The organism is Pseudomonas sp. JUb42, from assembly GCF_024807945.1.
Classification (GTDB): Bacteria; Pseudomonadota; Gammaproteobacteria; order Pseudomonadales; family Pseudomonadaceae; genus Aquipseudomonas.
This window is the reverse complement of the sequence record NZ_JANUFD010000003.1, coordinates 277,303-295,040: the sequence shown is the minus strand read 5'-3', so window position 1 is coordinate 295,040 and position 17,738 is coordinate 277,303. Positions and strand designations below refer to the sequence as shown.

The 17,738-nt window shown below is 61.4% G+C and carries 19 protein-coding genes; 9 read left to right on the top strand and 10 right to left on the bottom strand.

From position 1 onward, the window contains the following. The first annotated feature begins 29 nt into the window (after positions 1-29). Positions 30-356, top strand: coding sequence for a transcriptional regulator SutA (sutA, locus tag M2401_RS07925; RefSeq protein ID WP_259101300.1), 327 nt, complete (start codon positions 30-32; stop codon positions 354-356). 210 nt (positions 357-566) lie between these two features. Here the strand turns inward: sutA and M2401_RS07920 are convergent, their stop codons facing one another. Genes M2401_RS07920 through lptM form a run of 6 tightly spaced genes read right to left on the bottom strand, consistent with a single transcriptional unit; the run spans position 567 to position 5,150 of the window. Continuing rightward, on the bottom strand, positions 567-1,262 hold the full coding sequence (locus M2401_RS07920; protein WP_259101298.1) for an HAD family hydrolase: 696 nt from the start codon (positions 1,260-1,262) through the stop codon (positions 567-569). Continuing rightward, positions 1,252-2,157 carry a tyrosine recombinase XerC gene (gene xerC / locus M2401_RS07915; RefSeq protein WP_259101297.1) on the bottom strand — a complete coding sequence of 302 codons (906 nt, stop codon included), beginning with the start codon at positions 2,155-2,157 and terminating at the stop codon, positions 1,252-1,254. The genes M2401_RS07920 and xerC overlap by 11 nt, the downstream gene beginning before the upstream one ends. A 2-nt stretch (positions 2,158-2,159) precedes the next feature. Next, entirely contained in the window at positions 2,160-2,894 is a 735-nt protein-coding gene (locus tag M2401_RS07910) for a DUF484 family protein (RefSeq protein WP_259101295.1), read from the bottom strand. Positions 2,895-2,907: 13 nt separating this feature from the next. Further along, positions 2,908-3,738: a diaminopimelate epimerase gene (gene dapF, locus M2401_RS07905; protein ID WP_259101294.1), complete on the bottom strand. Its 831-nt coding sequence runs from the start codon at positions 3,736-3,738 to the stop codon at positions 2,908-2,910. A 3-nt stretch (positions 3,739-3,741) separates the two neighbouring features. Further along, on the bottom strand, positions 3,742-4,989 hold the full coding sequence (lysA, locus tag M2401_RS07900; RefSeq protein ID WP_259101292.1) for a diaminopimelate decarboxylase: 1,248 nt from the start codon (positions 4,987-4,989) through the stop codon (positions 3,742-3,744). An 8-nt stretch (positions 4,990-4,997) separates the two neighbouring features. Then, positions 4,998-5,150 (bottom strand): LPS translocon maturation chaperone LptM, encoded by a 153-nt coding sequence (gene lptM / locus M2401_RS07895; RefSeq protein WP_259101289.1) that lies wholly within the window; start codon positions 5,148-5,150, stop codon positions 4,998-5,000. Positions 5,151-5,374: 224 nt separating this feature from the next. Between lptM and cyaY the strand changes: the two genes are divergently transcribed. Together cyaY and M2401_RS07885 are read left to right on the top strand one after the other, a co-directional pair. Continuing rightward, positions 5,375-5,707 carry an iron donor protein CyaY gene (gene cyaY / locus M2401_RS07890; RefSeq protein WP_259101288.1) on the top strand — a complete coding sequence of 111 codons (333 nt, stop codon included), beginning with the start codon at positions 5,375-5,377 and terminating at the stop codon, positions 5,705-5,707. Continuing rightward, positions 5,707-5,952: a DUF1289 domain-containing protein gene (locus M2401_RS07885; protein WP_409033887.1), complete on the top strand. Its 246-nt coding sequence runs from the start codon at positions 5,707-5,709 to the stop codon at positions 5,950-5,952. Before cyaY ends, M2401_RS07885 begins: the two co-directional genes overlap by 1 nt. Positions 5,953-6,094: 142 nt before the next feature. Here M2401_RS07885 and M2401_RS07880 read toward each other — a convergent pair whose 3' ends face one another. The 4 genes from M2401_RS07880 to argH form a co-directional block, all read right to left on the bottom strand. Beyond that, positions 6,095-8,941: a class I adenylate cyclase gene (locus M2401_RS07880; RefSeq protein ID WP_259101281.1), complete on the bottom strand. Its 2,847-nt coding sequence runs from the start codon at positions 8,939-8,941 to the stop codon at positions 6,095-6,097. A gap of 188 nt (positions 8,942-9,129) precedes the next feature. Then, positions 9,130-9,378, bottom strand: a complete 249-nt coding sequence (locus M2401_RS07875; RefSeq protein ID WP_259101280.1) for a TIGR02647 family protein — start codon at positions 9,376-9,378, stop codon at positions 9,130-9,132. 200 nt (positions 9,379-9,578) lie between these two features. Next, positions 9,579-9,857, bottom strand: coding sequence for a hypothetical protein (locus tag M2401_RS07870; protein ID WP_259101278.1), 279 nt, complete (start codon positions 9,855-9,857; stop codon positions 9,579-9,581). Between the two features lie 200 nt (positions 9,858-10,057). Then, positions 10,058-11,452: an argininosuccinate lyase gene (gene argH, locus M2401_RS07865; RefSeq protein WP_259101277.1), complete on the bottom strand. Its 1,395-nt coding sequence runs from the start codon at positions 11,450-11,452 to the stop codon at positions 10,058-10,060. A gap of 135 nt (positions 11,453-11,587) precedes the next feature. Here argH and M2401_RS07860 point away from each other — a divergent pair, with 135 nt between their 5' ends. The 6 genes from M2401_RS07860 (at position 11,588) to M2401_RS07835 (ending at position 17,674) form a co-directional block, all read left to right on the top strand. Further along, positions 11,588-12,664, top strand: coding sequence for a sensor histidine kinase (locus M2401_RS07860; RefSeq protein WP_259101273.1), 1,077 nt, complete (start codon positions 11,588-11,590; stop codon positions 12,662-12,664). Next, entirely contained in the window at positions 12,661-13,428 is a 768-nt protein-coding gene (locus M2401_RS07855) for a LytTR family DNA-binding domain-containing protein (protein ID WP_259101270.1), read from the top strand. Before M2401_RS07860 ends, M2401_RS07855 begins: the two co-directional genes overlap by 4 nt. 105 nt (positions 13,429-13,533) lie before the next feature. Next, on the top strand, positions 13,534-14,475 hold the full coding sequence (gene hemC / locus M2401_RS07850; protein WP_259101268.1) for a hydroxymethylbilane synthase: 942 nt from the start codon (positions 13,534-13,536) through the stop codon (positions 14,473-14,475). Beyond that, complete coding sequence (locus tag M2401_RS07845) at positions 14,472-15,248, top strand: uroporphyrinogen-III synthase (protein WP_259101266.1); 777 nt, start codon at positions 14,472-14,474, stop codon at positions 15,246-15,248. Before hemC ends, M2401_RS07845 begins: the two co-directional genes overlap by 4 nt. A 33-nt stretch (positions 15,249-15,281) precedes the next feature. Continuing rightward, positions 15,282-16,430: a uroporphyrinogen-III C-methyltransferase gene (locus M2401_RS07840; RefSeq protein WP_259101265.1), complete on the top strand. Its 1,149-nt coding sequence runs from the start codon at positions 15,282-15,284 to the stop codon at positions 16,428-16,430. After that, entirely contained in the window at positions 16,427-17,674 is a 1,248-nt protein-coding gene (locus tag M2401_RS07835; RefSeq protein ID WP_259101263.1) for a heme biosynthesis HemY N-terminal domain-containing protein, read from the top strand. The genes M2401_RS07840 and M2401_RS07835 overlap by 4 nt, the downstream gene beginning before the upstream one ends. Positions 17,675-17,738: the final 64 nt, after the last annotated feature.

The window sequence follows — 17,738 nt, the reverse complement described above, 5'->3', positions numbered from 1 at the left end:
ATCTGCTTTCGCAAGTCATGAGGTAGAACATGAGCGACGACGACAACGACGATCTGGTTGATGATCTGGAAGGTGAAGAGGACGGTGAGGAGCTTGCAGCTGCTCCCGAAGACGATGGCACGGAAGTCGACGACAGCGTAGAAGTCTCGGCGACTCCCACCAAAGGCAAGGCCAAGGCCGCTGTCTCGGTGGACGAATTGCCTAGCGTCGAGGCCAAGAACAAAGAGCGTGATGCTCTGGCCCGCGCCATGGAAGAGTTTCTTGCCCGTGGCGGCAAGGTGCAGGAAGTGGAGGCCAATGTGGTCGCCGACCCGCCCAAGAAGCCTGACAACAAATATGGCAGCCGCCCTATCTAAGGTGCTGGCCGCTGCATGAAAAAAGCCCGCTGTCGCTGCGGGCTTTTTTTTGCCTGCTGGATAGTCAGCAGCGGCACTGTGGGAGCGAATTCATTCGCAAATGCGGTAGTACGTACAATACAAATGCGTCGAATGTACCGGCCTCTTCGCGAATGAATTCGCCTCCACACCATTCGCCCCCACAGAATTCATTCCCGCAATAGATGCTGGTCAGGCCCAGCGCGCCAGCACCTCGGACAAGTCGGTCAACCTTCTGATCTCCGCATCCGGCGGCTTATCGCCTTCCCAGACCTTGCCACCCGGGTTGTACCAGATGGCGCGCATGCCGGCCCGTTGCGCACCGGCGACGTCGTCGCTGGGGTGGTCGCCGATGTGTACGGCTGCACTGGCCTCGACCTGGCCGCGTTTGAGCGCCTCCACGAACGGTGCCGGGTCGGGCTTGCCGATGCCCAGATCTTCGGCGCACAGGGCGAAGGCAAAGTAATCCGCCAGGCCCAGGCGGCGAACGTCGGCGTTGCCGTTGGTGATCACGCCTAGGGTGTAGCGCTGGGAGAGAAGTTCCAGGGTCGGCACCACCTCGGGGAATATTTCCACCTGATGCCGCCCATGCAGGAACACCTCGAAGCTCTGCCCTGCCAGCTCGAATGCCTGCTCATTCGGGTAACCGGCGTCTTCCAGGGCATGGAACAGCACGCGGCGGCGCAGCGCGCTGATGCGGTGGCGATACGACGGATCTTCCTCCACCAGACGCGCGCGGATTTCCCACAGGTGTTCCACCGGCACCGGCCCCAGCTTGGGCGCGTTCTCGGCCAGCCAGTCACGCAGGCCAGCTTCGGCACTGACGATGGCGGGGGCGGTGTCCCATAACGTGTCATCCAGATCGAACGTAACCAGCTTAATGCTCATTGTCGGAAGAACCTTTGCGTTTGGCCCGAGGATGGGCGCTGTCGTACACCGTCGCCAGATGCTGGAAATCCAGGTGCGTATAGATCTGCGTGGTCTTGATGTCGGCGTGGCCAAGCAACTCCTGTACCGCGCGCAGGTCCTGAGAGGACTCCAGCAGGTGGCTGGCAAAGGAGTGGCGCAGCATGTGCGGGTGCAGGTTCTGCCCCAGCTCACGCACGCCTGCGGCCTTGATGCGCACCTGAATAGTCCGCGGGCCGAGGCGGCGCCCCTGCTGGCTGATAAATACCGCATCATCCTGCGGGTTGGCCTGGCTGCGAAACGCCAACCACGACTCTAACGCCTCACGCGCCTTGCGCCCCACCGGCAGCACACGCGTCTTGCTGCCCTTGCCCAATACCTGCACCAGACCGTCACTCAGATCCAGCTGATCGAGATTCAACCCGGTGAGTTCGGACAGGCGCAAGCCGGAAGAATAGAACAGTTCAAGAATCGCCTGATCGCGATGGGCGAGAAAATCGTCCTCGATGGCGCCATCCAGCAATTGCAGGGCGCGATCGGTGTCGAGGGTCTTGGGCAGGCGGCGTTCGCCCTTGGGTGGTGACAGGCCATTGGCCGGATCATGCGCGCACAGGCCTTCACGGTTGAGGTACTGATAGAAACCGCGCACCGCCGACAGTAGCCGGGCCAAACTGGGGGATGACTGGCCCTTCTGATGCTGACGGGCCACCAGACTGCGCAGGCGCGGCGTATCCAGCGCGGCCCAGCTGGCGATGCGCTCCTTCTCGCAAAACGCCAGGACCTTGCTCAGATCGCGACGATAGGCGTCCAGCGTATGGGGCGACACTTGGCGCTCACTGCGCAAGTGTGTGCAGTAAGCCTCCAGTTGTCGTTCCATCGCTAGCGGACCGAACGCAGAGCGTGGGTAAAGCGCGGCAGCAGGCGGCTCAGGACATCGGCGATGTAGTTGAGGAACAGCGTGCCCACTGAGCTCTTATAGTGCTGCGGATCACGGCTGCCGATGGCCAGCACGCCGTGTAGGCCAAGGTGGTTCAGGGTGACGATGGCGGCAGAGCCGACTTCCTTGCCCTGCTCGGCACCGAACAGAAAGGCCAGCTCATGCTCACGGAAGGTGCCGCACACGGTTTTTTCGCCCATCAGGCCGCCGATGGCCTTCTGCGCCTCGGCACTGCTGACCCAGCGGCCCACCGGCATGGCGCTGTCGCTGAACAGGATCAGGCTGACAAACGGCACCATGAATTCCTGGCGCAGGCTGTCTTCCACGGCGATGACGATTTCGTCCAGGCTGACGGCGTCCATCAACGCCAGATTCAAACGCCGGGTCTTGTCGAACAGCCGATCGTTGTCGCGGGCCACATCCATCAGTTGCGACAGACGATGGCGCATCTCGATATTGCGTTCGCGCAGCAGCTTGAGCTGGCGCTCGACCAGCGAGACGGTATCGCCACGCTGGTGCGGAATGCGCATCGATACCAGAAGTTCGTCGTGCTCGGCAAAGAAGCCCGGATGCTGGAGCAGGTAAGCAATGACTGCCTCTGCTTCAAGGTTGGGCGTTGCGGTATCGACAGGCGATTCGCTGGGCTTTTCGGTTGAAGTCTGAGGCTGATCAGTCATTGGATATGCTCACTCATAGACGAACTTGGCCTTCGTAAACCCGTACGGCGGGGCCGGTCATCACCACCGGTTGGCCGGGGCCTGCCCATTCGATGGACAGTCTGCCGCCCGGCAGGTCGATCAGCAGTGGTGAATCCATCCAGCCTTGGCTGATGGCCGCCACCGCAGCTGCGCAGGCGCCGGTACCGCAGGCCTGGGTTTCCCCGGCGCCGCGCTCCCAGACGCGCAATTGTGCGCGCTGACGATCCACCACATGGAGGAAACCGACATTGACCCGCGCCGGGAAGCGCGGATGGTTTTCGATCTTCGGCCCGAGAGTATGTACCGGGGCGCCGTTGATATCGTCGACGCGCAGCACCGCATGGGGGTTACCCATGGATACAGCGAACAACTCGACCGCCTGGCCCTCGACATCGACGCTGTAGTTCAGCGCCTGTTCGCTGGCCTGGAACGGAATTTCTTCCGGCACCAGACGCGGCTGGCCCATGTCGACGCTGATCTGGCCGTCGTTGCGGATATCCAGCTCAATGATGCCGCTCTTGGTCTCGACGCGAATCTGCCGCTTGGCGGTCAGACGCTTGTCCAGCACAAAACGGGCGAAGCAGCGCGCGCCGTTGCCGCACTGCTCGACCTCGGAACCGTCGGAGTTGAAGATCCGGTAGCGGAAGTCCACCTCGGGATTATTCGGCGCCTCGACCAGCAACAGCTGGTCGAAGCCGACACCTGTATGCCGGTCACCCCATTGCTTGGCGTGCTTGGGCAGAATATGCGCGTGCTGACTGACAAGGTCGAGGACCATGAAGTCGTTGCCCAGGCCGTGCATCTTGGTAAAACGCAGCAGCATGGGTCACTCCGGCAGCAGGCTTTCGCCGGCATACAGCTCGGCCACGGTTTCGCGGCGGCGGATTTCGAATGCCTGGTCACCATCTACCAGCACCTCGGCGGCACGGCCGCGGGTGTTGTAGTTGGAGCTCATGACGAAACCGTAGGCCCCGGCCGAATGCACGGTCAGCAGGTCGCCTTCGGCAAGGCTCAGGTCACGGCTTTTGGCCAGGAAGTCGCCGGTCTCGCAAATCGGGCCAACGATGTCGTAGTTGCGGGTCTCGCCATCACGCGGGCGCACGGCCTTGACGTCCATCCAGGCCTGGTACAGCGCCGGGCGGATCAGGTCGTTCATGGCCGCATCGACGATGGCGAAATCCTTGTGTTCGGTGTGCTTGAGGTATTCGATCTGCGTCAGCAGGACACCGGCGTTGGCGACGATGAAACGCCCAGGCTCGAACATCAGACCCAGGTCACGACCTTCCAGACGGGCACGCACGGCCTTGATATAGGACTCGGCCAGCGGCGGCTCTTCATCGCGATAACGCACACCAAGACCGCCACCCAGGTCGATGTGACGCAGGTGGATACCGCAATCACCGAGGCGATCGACCAGATCGAGCAGGCGATCCAGAGCATCGATGAATGGCTCCAGAGTGGTCAGCTGCGAGCCGATATGGCAATCGACGCCGATCACTTCGAGGTTTTGCAGGTGCGCGGCACGGAGATACACGTCTTCGGCGTCCGCGATGGCGATGCCGAACTTGTTTTCCTTGAGGCCGGTGGAGATGTACGGGTGAGTGCCCGCATCGACATCCGGATTGACGCGCAGCGAGACCGGCGCGCGAACGCCCAACTCGGCGGCAACCAGTTGCAGGCGCTCCAGCTCGTCGGTGGACTCGACGTTGAAGCAATGCACACCGACTTCCAGGGCACGACGCATGTCTTCACGGGTCTTGCCGACGCCAGAGAAAACGATCTTGTCAGCCTGACCACCGGCGGCCAGTACCCGCTCCAGTTCGCCACGCGAAACAATGTCAAAACCAGCGCCCAGACGCGCCAGGACATTGAGCACGCCCAGGTTGGAGTTGGCCTTGACGGCGAAGCACACCAGATGCGGCATGCCGTCCAGCGCGTTAGCGTAGGCCCGGTATTGCGCCTCGATGTGGGCGCGGGAGTAAACGTAAGTCGGCGTGCCGAAGCGCTCGGCAATGGCAGACAATGCCACTCCCTCCGCGAACAATTCACCGTCGCGGTAGTTGAAGGCGTCCATGTTAGTCCTTACAAAGTCGAGTGCTTGTGCGATTGCGATTTGCCTTGCTGGGCTGACGATGTCTCGCCATCAGGCATGTACAACGGGCCTTTCTGGCCGCAGGCGCTAACAAGACAGGCGACCGCGAGGAGCGCGGCAACGGAAGAGATCAGGCGCTTCATGCGAAATCCTTTGGAAAGCATTAATTGCGCCCGAGTATACCGGCCACCTGTCGGCTTGCCTATGCGGCGAACCTCCCGTCCGGCGGGCCTTTGACGCGAGTATTGGCTATTTATGACATAGATGCGGAATATTGGCGTCCTGGCCGGTAGCCTTTGCATTTGCCCGAAAGCGACCGTATCTTGCGTCGCTGTGCCATCAGTAGACACTTTTCGAGGTTCCCGTAATGAGTTTGACCGAAGCCCGCTTCCACGATCTGGTCGATGCCACCCAGGAAAAGCTGGAGGATATTTTCGATGAAAGTGGTCTCGATGTGGACCTGGAAAACTCGGCAGGCGTACTGACCGTGAAGTTCGAAAACGGCGCCCAGCTGATCTTCAGCCGCCAGGAACCCCTGCGCCAACTGTGGCTGGCGGCCCGTTCCGGTGGTTTCCACTTCGACTACGACGAAGAAGAGAAACGCTGGAGCTGTGACACCAGCGACGAACTGCTCAGCGAAATGTTGGTGCGCATCGTCTTTGAACAGGCCGGTATCGAGCTGGACTTCGAAGAGATCTGATGGTGAGCGACGCCCCTGTAACGACCCCGACGCCGCGTCCGCCCAAGCCGCTGTTCAGCAATGTCAGCCCGGCCGTGTCGTCGCCCTGCATCAGCCTGTGCCGACTCGACGAGCAGAAAGTCTGCATGGGCTGCTTTCGCCATGTGGAAGACATCCGCGAATGGCGCTCGGCTGATGATGAGCGCAGGCGTCAGATCAAAGCGCAGGCGCAATTGCGTCGGGAAAGCGCCTCGCAGAGCACCTGAGCCTTCAGGTGAATGTGGGAGCGAATTCATTCGCGAAGAAGCCCTTACATCCGATAGCCATTTATCGCCTGGAATATCGCTTTCGCGAATAAATTCGCTCCCACAAAATTCGCTTTCACTTCCCACACTTTGAGTCGCCTTACTACGCCCGCGCCATCGCCTCGTTCAGCGACTTCTCCAGATCCGCCTTGTAACGCAGGAACAGAATGCTCTGCCCATGGGTGTCGCCGAGCAGCCCGGACAAGTCCAGGTCGGTGATGTAGCAGCGGTAGCGCTGGGGTTCGTGGCGTTGTTCGAGAATCTGTTGCGCTACGACGTCAAACAATTGATCGCCGTATTCCAGCTCCGAGACTTCCTGATCGTTGCAGTACAGAGTCACGCTGATCTGCCCCGGCGAGGCTTCCTCGACAATCGCCTGCACATCGTAGAACGGCTTGTCCGCTGCCGTCGGCACGGGGCGCGGCTCGATGCGGCGGGCGCGACCTGGGCCGGAGGGCAGGATCTTGTAGTACAGGGTTTCCAGGGAGATCGGCTCCTGGGGATTTTCCAGCGGCAGCATCGCCCCACGCCGGTAAACCAGGGCCTGCAGGAAGCGCTGCAGCGGCAAGAGCAGGCTTTGCTCGTCGTGGTACGGCAGGCGCTGATGCCACAGCGCGTTGTGCTCGTCGAGCACGTAGAGGTCGGCGTCGGGCTCGTTGACCCGGTAGAAGACCTGAATGCACTCGGGCTGACCGTGAGGCAGGATCAGGGTCAGGTCGTGGTCGTCCAGCGCCTGCGGGTCGAGATGCAACGGGCTATAGGTCGGCAGCTCGCTGCCCAGATAATCAATCAGACTCGGCCAGTCCGGCAGCGAAACGTGATTGACCTGGCCGGGGACCATTTCCAGTACGTGATACTGCTGCTGTACCTGAATCAGGTAGCGATGATTCAGACGTCGGGCCAATAGCAACCGGGCCGTCTTGATCAGCTCTTCGACACGTAGGGCAATGGCCGGCGCACGGTTGTGGCAGAAACAGCACACGCGAATGGTTGGCTGCGGCTGGCCTTCAGGCAGGCTATTGAGCAGTTCCTTCATGCAGTCGAGCAGGGCGTGGGCGCCATCGAAGCGGCTGACCTGGGTCTCGTTCCAGCTATTGAGCGTGATCTGATCCAGGGTCAGGACCAGGTTTTCCCGCACCCCGGCATAACTCAGCGAGTCGGTACGCTCGGTGGTCATGAGGATATTCAGTTCGCGGTGATGCTTGAGCGGATCGACGCCAACGTTGACCAGCAGCAGGATCTGATCCGGCACGCTGGGGCTGAGCAGGCGTTCTTCACTGACCACCGGCAACGGCAGTTCCACTGCCTGCTGCAGGGCGCCGAGCAGGTTGAACAGCTCAAGCTCGGTCAAATCGCTGCTGCCCGGATGCAGGGCCAGGCGGGTGCTGCTGTCGATCACGCTGTTGCGATGACACCAGGCCAGCAGTTCCAGCAACTCGCGACTGCGCTTGATCGGGGCAAAGTGCTCCCACTCGTGCGCGCCGAGGCTGCCGTTGTACAGACCCCACTGGTTCTTGCCCGGCTCACGCTTGTTGGGCGACTGCACAAGAGTCAGGGTGTCTTCGGCCATGTCCGGGGCAATGCCGGGGTTAATGAACTCGACCTTGCCCGCCTTGCGCTCAAAGGCAGCATACAGACGTCGGCCCAACACATTGAGGTCGCGTTTATTGATCGAGCTGGCTACCTGCTGGGTGCGAGCGAACTGGGTCAGAAAGCGGTAGCTGTAGTTCAGCTCGTTAACCAGTGCCCGGCGCTCGTGGGTGACCTGGCGGACTTTCCACTGATTGCGGCTGTCGAGCAGCATGAGGTGGCGCTCGTCCCAACCCCAATCCCTGGTCAGGCTCTCAAGCAGGTCGCGCTGCCAACTGGTGCTGCGCGAACGGGACAGGCCAGTAAGGCGCTTGTTGACCTTCAGATAGAGACTGCGCCGCACCAACTCCAGGCGCTCTGGCTCGTTGCGCTCGGTCAGATATTCCTCAATGCGCCGATAGACCATCATGTAGGGGTCCAGCTCATCGAGGTGCAGGCGATTGGCAAACACCGCCTGCTTGAAGCGCATGCTCAAGCACTGCACCTTGGGGTGCTCACTGGCGTAGACCTCGGTCAACAACAGCTTGAGCACCGACTTGTACGGCGACTCGATGCCCTTGAACAACTGCCAGAGGCCTGCGCCGATGTACTCGCCCGGCGGGATATGAGCCATGTTGCCCAGATCGAGGATCTCGTCCGAACGAATGAAGCGTTTGGACAGCAGCGTATGGGTGTACTCGGCATAGCGCGGCTCTTCGTAGACCGGCACCAGCCACCACAGCGGCGTGCGCCCGGCCAGCCAGATCGCGGTGCGATAAAACTCGTCGAGCAACAGATAGTGCTGCGTCGTGCCGCAATCTTCGGAACTGAGCTGGGCATCGCGGTCGCCGATGGCAAAGCGCTGCGGATCGATCAGGAAAAAGTGCACCTCGGCCCCCTGGGTCGCGGCCCAGGTTTCCAGGGCCGTGCATTTTCTGCGCAGTTCGGCGATATCTTCAGGAGACAGGCCCGGCTCATGACAGATCCAGACATCCATATCACTTTGTTCAGCCTGAGCCAGGCTGCCGAGGCTGCCCATCAGGAATATCCCGTGGATCGGGTCGGGCTGAGCGCCGCGCCGCGGCTTATAAGAGAAGGAACGCGTCAGCCGCTGAGCCTCCGACAACACCTGGGCCTCGGGCTCGTAGCTGGAAACGCCCGCAGGCGTGCTGCCGGACACGTAGCCGGGCAATAGCGGATGGTTGACGTGAAAGAACAACGGCAGAAGGGTCAGAACACCTTGCTGGCGGGTCGACAGCCCGTCCATGGCACGGCTGAGCCGCCCGGCGTTGAGCGTCAGGAAACGGTTACGAAGCTGGCTGAGAACCTTGCGGTCGATGCCCTCATCCAGGTCAGGGCGAATCTCGGAGGTACGCGTCATCGCAACTTTAAACCGGCTGGCGAGGCTCGAAAGGTGGCATTCAAGGATCAAGCAGTCGAAAGCTGAATACGTGCTTTCCGTTGATTATTATTCTGGCGCCAATTTTTTATCGGCCGATTCCGGCAAAGATTAAGGGCTCGCAATGACTTTTTGCAAGGCGAGCCCTGGCGTACTCCCCCCGATGCGAATCAGGCGGCTTCTTTTTTCAAGTCAAGAATGGTCAGCAGCGACTGCGCGTGCTCGGCGGCTTCAATTCCAAGGCTCGTCAGGTAGCCGCCATCGACCTGGGTCGTCAGGCCCTTGTCGAAGAGTCGTTGGGCGGCGGCGATAGCAGTTGGAGCAGCCACATGATGGACCTTGAGGCCTTCATGGGTGCTACCCAGATTGAACAGTGCAAGAATTTCCAGTTCGGCAACCAACTCAGGGGTATACGACATAGGTACTCCAGACTTTTCTAGTAATACGCCTCGCGAGCGGGGGCGGTCAGTTCTGGAACCAATGCTTGAGAGCACGCGTTGGGTGCTCGTCGGTTCTGAATGACCGTTAAAGCTGGCTTGGCGTGACGACCCCGGTGAAAACCTGTGGCAGCGGGGCCTTTGGAGTGTAGCCATCGTCTGGATTATTTGCAGCCGATATCTTACTGAGCTTCTGGCGGCAGCTCTGGCAGGGCACGCAGGGCCTTCTCGTACCATTCTGTATTGAATGCGCGATCCTCCTCGAGCAGCCCGTCGATCTCGACGGCCAGTACGTGGGCCATCATTTCCAGGATCTCTTCACGCTCATAGCCCACCAGGGTCAGCTTGTTGAACGTGGCCTTGGCGGCAGGCGGGTTGTCGCTTTCTATCTGGTTTTCGATGGCCTGGACCAGTGTGGCTTCGGCGAATTCTTCTTCATCGTTGTCGATTGGGTCGGTCATGGGGTTTTCTCTTAACGTTTACAAAAGGGCTGATTCGGCGCAAGCGATTGCAGAAGAGGTCGTGGGAACAACTGTGGGAGCGAATTCATTCGCGAAAGCGATGTTCAAGTCGCGGAAGATGGGGTGGATGAACCGACCTCTTCGCGAATGAATTCGCTCCCACAAGTCAATCCCACAGTTCGCTCTCAACGAACTGCGGATCAGCGCGCAGCCAACAACGCCTGACCACGGCCAACAGCCGCCCGAACCTGAGCCGGAGCGGTGCCGCCGATATGGTTACGGGCGTTGACCGAGCCTTCCAGGGTCAGCACGGCAAATACGTCCTGCTCGATCTGGTCGCTGAATTTACGCAGCTCTTCCAGACTCATTTCCGCCAGATCCTTGCCGGTGTCCACGCCGTATTTCACGGCATGGCCGACAATTTCGTGGCAATCACGGAACGGCAGGCCGCGGCGTACCAGGTAGTCCGCCAGGTCGGTCGCGGTGGAGAAGCCGCGCAGGGCCGCTTCACGCATCACGTCATGTTTCGGCACGATGGCCGGGACCATGTCGGCGAAGGCACGCAGCGAGTCACGCAGAGTGTCGGCGGCGTCGAACAGCGGTTCCTTGTCTTCCTGATTGTCCTTGTTGTAGGCCAGAGGCTGGCCTTTCATCAGGGTCAGCAGGCCCATCAGGGCACCGAAGACACGGCCGGTCTTGCCACGCACCAGCTCCGGGACGTCAGGGTTTTTCTTCTGCGGCATGATCGAACTGCCGGTGCAGAAACGGTCAGGCAAATCGATGAAGCGGAACTGCGCGCTGGTCCACAACACCAACTCTTCGGAGAAGCGCGACAGGTGCATCATCGCCACGCTGGCCGCCGAGCAGAACTCGATGGCGAAGTCGCGATCGGAAACGCCGTCCAGGGAGTTACCGCCTACGGCGTCGAAACCCAACAGCTTGCAAGTCAGCTCGCGATCAATCGGGTAGGTGGTGCCCGCCAGTGCCGCGCTGCCCAGCGGCATACGGTTCAGGCGCTTGCGGCAGTCGACCAGGCGCTCGTAGTCACGGCTGAGCATTTCGAACCAGGCCAACATATGGTGGCCGAAAGTCACTGGCTGAGCGGTCTGCAAGTGCGTGAAGCCCGGCATGATGGTCTCGGCTTCGCGCTCGGCCAGGCCCAGCAGGCCCTGTTGCAGACGGTTGACTTCGGCCAGGATCAGGTCGATTTCATCACGCAGCCACAGACGGATATCAGTCGCCACCTGGTCGTTGCGGCTACGGCCGGTGTGCAGCTTCTTGCCGGTCACGCCGATGCGGTCGGTCAGACGGGCTTCGATATTCATGTGCACGTCTTCCAGGTCGACGCGCCATTCGAAAGTACCGGCCTCGATCTCGGTCTGAATGGTCTTCAGGCCGTCGATGATGGTGTCGCGCTCGGCATCGGTCAGCACGCCAACGTGGGCGAGCATGGTCGCATGGGCAATGGAGCCCATGATGTCGTGGCGGTAAAGGCGCTGGTCGAAAGTGACGGAGGCCGTGAAGCGCGCGACGAAGGCGTCGACGGGTTCACTGAAGCGGCCGCCCCAGGACTGGTTGGTCTTGTCGGTGCTCATGGATTCGCTCGAATGATCTGCAGAAATAGTGACGTGCCCGTGCTTGTTTCGGGCCGTTACAGATAATAACAGGGTTGTCGTTTATTTATCCCCGGGCCGCTTGCCGGGGCCCTCGCCAGCGCCGAGACTGGGCCCATGCAAAACAACTGGCTGAAAGCCGGCGCGAGCCCCGGCAAAGAATTTTTCATCCCTGAACTGTGCCTGCCCCAGGCGCTGCTGGTGCTCGTCGTTTTAGCCGAGCTGCTGGTCATGGTCCTGGTGCTGGTCGAACCCATGCACCCGAATTTCGACTGGGTGCGCCTGGCGCTGATTTCGCTGTTCGTGCAGTGGATCGTACTGCTGTCGGCCGCTCTGCTGTGCGGTCTGCGGCCCTGGCTGGCACGCCTGCCCACGGGGGTCGCTGGCACGCTGTGCTGCTTGCTGGTAGTGGGAATAACCATGGCCTGCACGGCGGTGACCGATGCCTGTGAGCTGACGGGCACCGCTTCGGCGGTGGGTATCGTCGAACGTTATATCCGTTATGCCTTGATCGCCCTGATCATGTCCGCGCTTTTGCTACGCTACTTTTATCTGCAGAGTCAGTGGCGAAAGCAGCAGCAGGCCGAGCTGCGTGCCCGACTCGAATCGTTGCAGGCGCGGATTCAGCCGCATTTTCTGTTCAACACGCTCAACAGCATTGCCAGCCTGGTAGCCAGTGACCCGGTCAAGGCCGAGCAGGCGGTGCTCGATCTGTCGGACCTTTTTCGCGCCAGCCTGGCCCGCCCCGGCAACGTGGTGATGTGGCGTGATGAACTGGAATTGGCGAAACGATATTTATCGATTGAGCAATATCGTCTTGGCGAGCGTCTACAGTTGGAGTGGGCGGTGAGTGCAATCCCGGAAGACTTGCCGATTCCACAGCTAACCTTGCAGCCACTACTGGAAAACGCTTTGATCTATGGCATCGCACCGCGCGTCGAGGGCGGCGTGGTGAGAGTCCAGGCAGATTATGAGCGGGGAGAGTTCGTATTGTGTGTAAGCAATCCCTATGAAGATGTTGCCACGCGGCAGACTTCCAACGGTACTCAACAGGCCCTGGTAAATATTGGTGCTCGTATTACGGCACTTTTTGGCCCTCACGCGAGTCTGAGCGTGGAGCGCCGTGACGGTCGTCACTTCACCTGTCTACGCTATCCTTGTGCGAGACTCACGCAGGAAGCCAGAGCAATATGAATGTCCTGATCGTTGATGACGAACCCCTAGCCCGCGAACGACTTGAACGTATGGTCGGCAAAATCGAGGGCTACCGGGTCTTAGAACCCAGTGCTTCCAATGGCGAAGAAGCCTTGGCACTGATCGACAACCTCAAGCCGGATGTGGTGTTACTCGACATCCGCATGCCGGGCCTCGATGGCCTGCAGGTTGCGGCAAAACTGTGCGAGCGAGAAACACCGCCCGCCGTGGTTTTTTGTACCGCACACGATGAATTTGCCCTGGATGCATTCCAGGTCAGTGCTGTCGGCTATCTGGTCAAACCGGTACGCCCCGAAGACCTGCAGGAAGCCTTGAAAAAGGCCGAGCGACCCAACCGCGTGCAACTGGCGGCACTGACCCGCCCGGCTGCCGTGAGCGGCAATGGTCCACGCAGTCATATCAGCGCGCGGACCCGCAAAGGTATTGAGCTGATCCCGCTGGATGACGTGATTTATTTTATCGCCGATCACAAGTACGTGACCCTGCGTCACGAGACCGGCGAGGTGTTGCTCGACGAGCCACTCAAGGCGCTGGAGGACGAATTCGGTAACCGGTTCGTGCGTATCCACCGCAATGCCTTGGTGTCCCGCGCGCGAATCCTGCGCCTGCAACGTACGCCCCTGGGGCATTTCCAGCTGTTCCTCAAGGGTCACGACGGCGATGCACTGATCGTTAGCCGCCGACATGTCGCCGGCGTGCGCAAAATGATGAATGAGTACGCGCTCGAGTCAGGGGATCGCTGAAACATTGACCGTGATCAGTAGGCGGCGGATGTTTAACGACAGCACTCAAGCCATGGGGGCTGAGCTGTTATCATCCGCCGCATCTATTCAGGTACGGATTGATCCATGTCCTCTCGCGAAATCCGCATTGCTACGCGCAAAAGCGCCCTGGCCCTCTGGCAGGCCGAATACGTCAAGGCTCGCCTCGAGCAGGCGCATCCAGGCCTGAGCGTGGTCCTGGTGCCCATGGTCAGCCGGGGCGACAAGCTGCTCGACTCGCCACTGTCGAAAATCGGCGGCAAGGGCCTGTTCGTCAAAGAACTGGAAACAGCCCTGCTGGAGAACCAGGCCGATATCGCTGTGCATTCGATGAAAGACGTGCCCATGGATTTTCCCGAAGGCCTTGGGTTGTTCTGCATCTGCGAGCGTGAAGACCCCCGTGACGCCTTTGTCTCCAACACCTACACCAGCCTTGAGCAACTGCCGCCGGGCAGCATCGTCGGCACCTCCAGCCTGCGTCGCCAGGCGCAACTGCTGGCCCGACGTCCCGACCTGAAGATTCATTTCCTGCGCGGCAACGTCAATACGCGCCTGGCCAAGCTTGATGCCGGTGAATATGACGCGATCATCCTGGCCGCGGCCGGCCTGATCCGCCTGGGCTTCGAAGACCGCATCACTTCGGCGATCAGCATCGACGACAGCCTGCCGGCCGGTGGCCAAGGCGCGGTCGGTATCGAATGCCGCAGCGGCGATGCGGATATCCGCGAACTGCTCAAGCCCCTGCATCATCAGGAAACCGCCCTGCGCGTGCGCGCCGAGCGTGCCATGAACAAGCACCTCAACGGCGGCTGCCAGGTGCCCATCGCCTGCTACGCAATCTTGCAAGGCGAGCAGATCTGGCTGCGCGGCCTGGTCGGTGATCCGGCGGGCAGCCTGCTGCTCAATGCCGATGCCTACGGCCCGCAGACCGAACCCGAAGCCCTCGGCGTGCAAGTCGCCGAAGCCTTGCTGGCTCAGGGCGCACAGGCAATCCTGCAAGCCGTCTATGGCGAGGCAGGGGAGGAGTGACAGGTTGGCGCCTGTTACTGACCCGCCCTGCCGATGAGTCGGCGGCGCTGGCACAACAGCTGGCTGACGTCGGAATTTTCAGCAGCAGCCTGCCGCTGCTGGAAACCGAGCCACTGGAAATAACTGATGTTCAGCGCGGGCCGATTCTCGAACTGCTGCGTTACTGCGCCGTTATCGTCGTCAGCAAACCCGCTGCCCGCGCGGCTATCGAGCTGCTGGACGAATGGTGGCCGCAGCCACCCATCCAGCCATGGTTCAGTGTCGGCGCCAGCACAGGTCAACTGCTGCGCGACTATGGACTGGACGTCACCTGGCCACAGCAGGGTGACGACAGCGAAGCCCTGCTCGATCTACCCGCCTTTCGGGACGCCTTGAACATTCCCGGCGCCCGGGTCCTGATCCTGCGTGGCGAAGACGGTAGAGAGATGTTGGCCGAGCGCTTGCGCGAACAGGGTGTTAGTGTCGATTATCTGCCGCTGTACCGCCGCTTCCTGCCGGATTACCCTGCGTCGGCCCTACCCCGACGGGTATCTGAGGAACGCTTGAACGGGCTGGTGGTCAGCAGTGGGCAGGGTTTTGCACACTTGCAGCAGTTGGCAGGAGATGGCTGGGTAAATCTTGCCCGCCTGCCGTTGTTCGTACCGAGCCCCCGGGTTGCCGAATTGGCACGTAGCGCCGGGGCTCTGACAGTTGTGGATTGCCGTGGCGCGAACGCCGCGGCCTTGCTGGCGGCGTTGCGGGCACATCCCGCGCCCGCTGATCAGGCGTATTGAAATTACCTACGCCCCCATGCAAAGGATGGATACGTGAGCGAAACAATCTTGCCCAAAGATAATGCAGAGCCGGTGCTGACAACTTCCGCACCCACGCCCGATGCAACCCGCCCGCAACGTACGAGCGGTCGCGGCAATGGTTTGGCCATACTCGCTTTGCTGTTTGGCGCCGCAGGTATCGCAGTCGCCGGCTGGGGTGTGTTGCAGTTGCGCACTCTGCAATCGAGCCACCTGCAGCAACATAGCCAGATGGAAGATATCGTTGCCCAGACCCAGGCACTTTCCCAGAGCGAGCAGCAGATGTCTGCGCGCCTGGCGCAGTTGCCGGGCGCCAGCGAACTGGAAGACCGCCGCCGGCTGGTCACCCAGTTGCAGGGCGATCAGCAACGTCTGAGCCAGCGCCTGGAGACCGTGCTTGGCGCCAGCCGCAAGGACTGGCGCCTGGCCGAAGCCGAGCACCTGTTGCGTCTGGCCAGCCTGCGCCTGTCCGCACTGCAGGACATCAACAGCGCCCAGGCGCTGGTCCAGGGTGCCGACGAAATTCTGCGTGAGCAGGACGATCCCGGTGCCTTTGCCGCCCGCGAGCAACTGGCCAAGAGCCTGGCCGCCCTGCGCAGCATCGATCAGCCAGACCGCACCGGTCTGTTCCTGCAACTGGCCGCCTTGCGCGATCAGGTCGCCCAACTCACCGAGCTTGCCCCTGAATACGTCGACAAGGGCGAATCCCTGTTCGGCCTGACCACCGGCAAAGAGCAGGACAACTACTGGACGCAATGGTGGAATGACCTCTCCCATTACGTGCGCATCGACTTCAGTGCCGACAAGAGCGTGCGTCCGCTGCTGGCGGGGCAGAGCCTCAGTCAGGTACGCCTGGCCCTGAGCCTGGCGCTGGAACAGGCGCAGTGGGCTGCCCTCAATGGCGAACCCAAGGTCTACAGCCAGGCGCTGGTTGAAGCCAAGAACGTCCTGCAGGGCAGTTTCAACCCGGACAACCCGCAGAGCAAAGGCCTCAATGAGCGCCTGGACGAGTTGGCCAAGCAGCCAGTAGCCGTGATGACACCGGACCTGACCCAGAGCCTCAGTTCGGTACAGGCCTACCTCAATCGACGCCACGCGCCGGCTGAAGATCTGGTGCGCAAGAGCGGTCAGCCTGACCAGACGCATCAGGAGACGAGCCCATGAAGCGGACTTATCTGCTGCTGTTCGCAGCCATCCTGATCGCAGCGCTGATCGGCATCGCCATCTCCGAGCACTCCGGCTACGTGTTGATCGCGTACCAGAACTTCCGCTATGAATCGAGCCTGTGGGCAACCCTGGCGCTGCTGGCCGTGGTCTGGTTGCTGGTGGTACTGATCCGCGCCCTGATCGGCCTGGTGACCACCTCGGGCGGGCTGGTCAACCCGTGGTCGCGTCGTCATCGCAGCCGTCGCGCCCAGGTCGCCATCGCGCAGGGCCAGATGGACCTGGCCGAAGGCCGCTGGGCCAGCGCCCAACGCCACCTGCACCGCGCCGCCGAAGCCGAGCGCCAGCCGCTGCTGTATTACCTCGGCGCCGCCCGTGCTGCAAACGAGCAGGGCCGCTACGAAGAAAGTGACAACCTGCTCGAGCGCGCCCTGGAGCGTCAGCCACAGGCAGAGCTGGCAATTGCCCTGAGCCATGCCCAACTGCAACAGGACCGCGGCGAAATCGACGGCGCCCTGGCGACACTGGAAGCCATGCGCGAGCGCCACCCGCACAACGCGCAGGTGCTGCGTCACTTGCAGCGCCTCTATCAGCAGCGCGGCGACTGGTCGGCCCTGATTCGCCTGATGCCGGAACTGCGCAAGGACAAGATCCTGCCCGCCCAGGAGCTGGCCGAACTGGAGCGCCGAGCCTGGGGCGAGAACCTCAGCCTTGCCGCCTACCGCGAGAATGAAGGTGAAGAGGGCCTGACCGGCTTGCCGTCACTGGACAAGGCCTGGCAGCAACTGACCTCGGCCCAGCGCCAGGAACCAGCGCTGGTACTGGCGTATGCCGAGCAGCTGCGTCGCCTGGGTGCCGATGCCCAGGCCGAAGAAATCCTGCGCACTGCCCTCAAGCGCGAATACAGTAGCCATCTGGCCCGCCTCTACGGCCTGGTGCATGGCGCCGAACCGACCAAGCAACTGCAAATGGCCGAGGGGCTGCTCAAACAGCACGCCAACGACCCCAGTCTGCTGCTGACCCTCGGCCGCCTGTGCCTGCAGAACAGTTTGTGGGGCAAAGCCCGGGATTATCTGGAAAGCAGCCTGCGCGAACAACGCAGCCCCGAAGCCTGCGCCGAACTGGCCCGCCTGCTCGCACAGCTGGGCGAGACGGAGCGCAGTAACCAGCTGTTCCAGGAAGGTCTCGGCCTGCTTGATGAACGCTTCCTGTCACGGCCGTTACCGGCGCTGGCGCGGGCATGAGCGCAGCAAACACACCCCACTGTGTGGCACCGGCTTTAGCCGGGAAGGCATAGGCAGGAGCGAT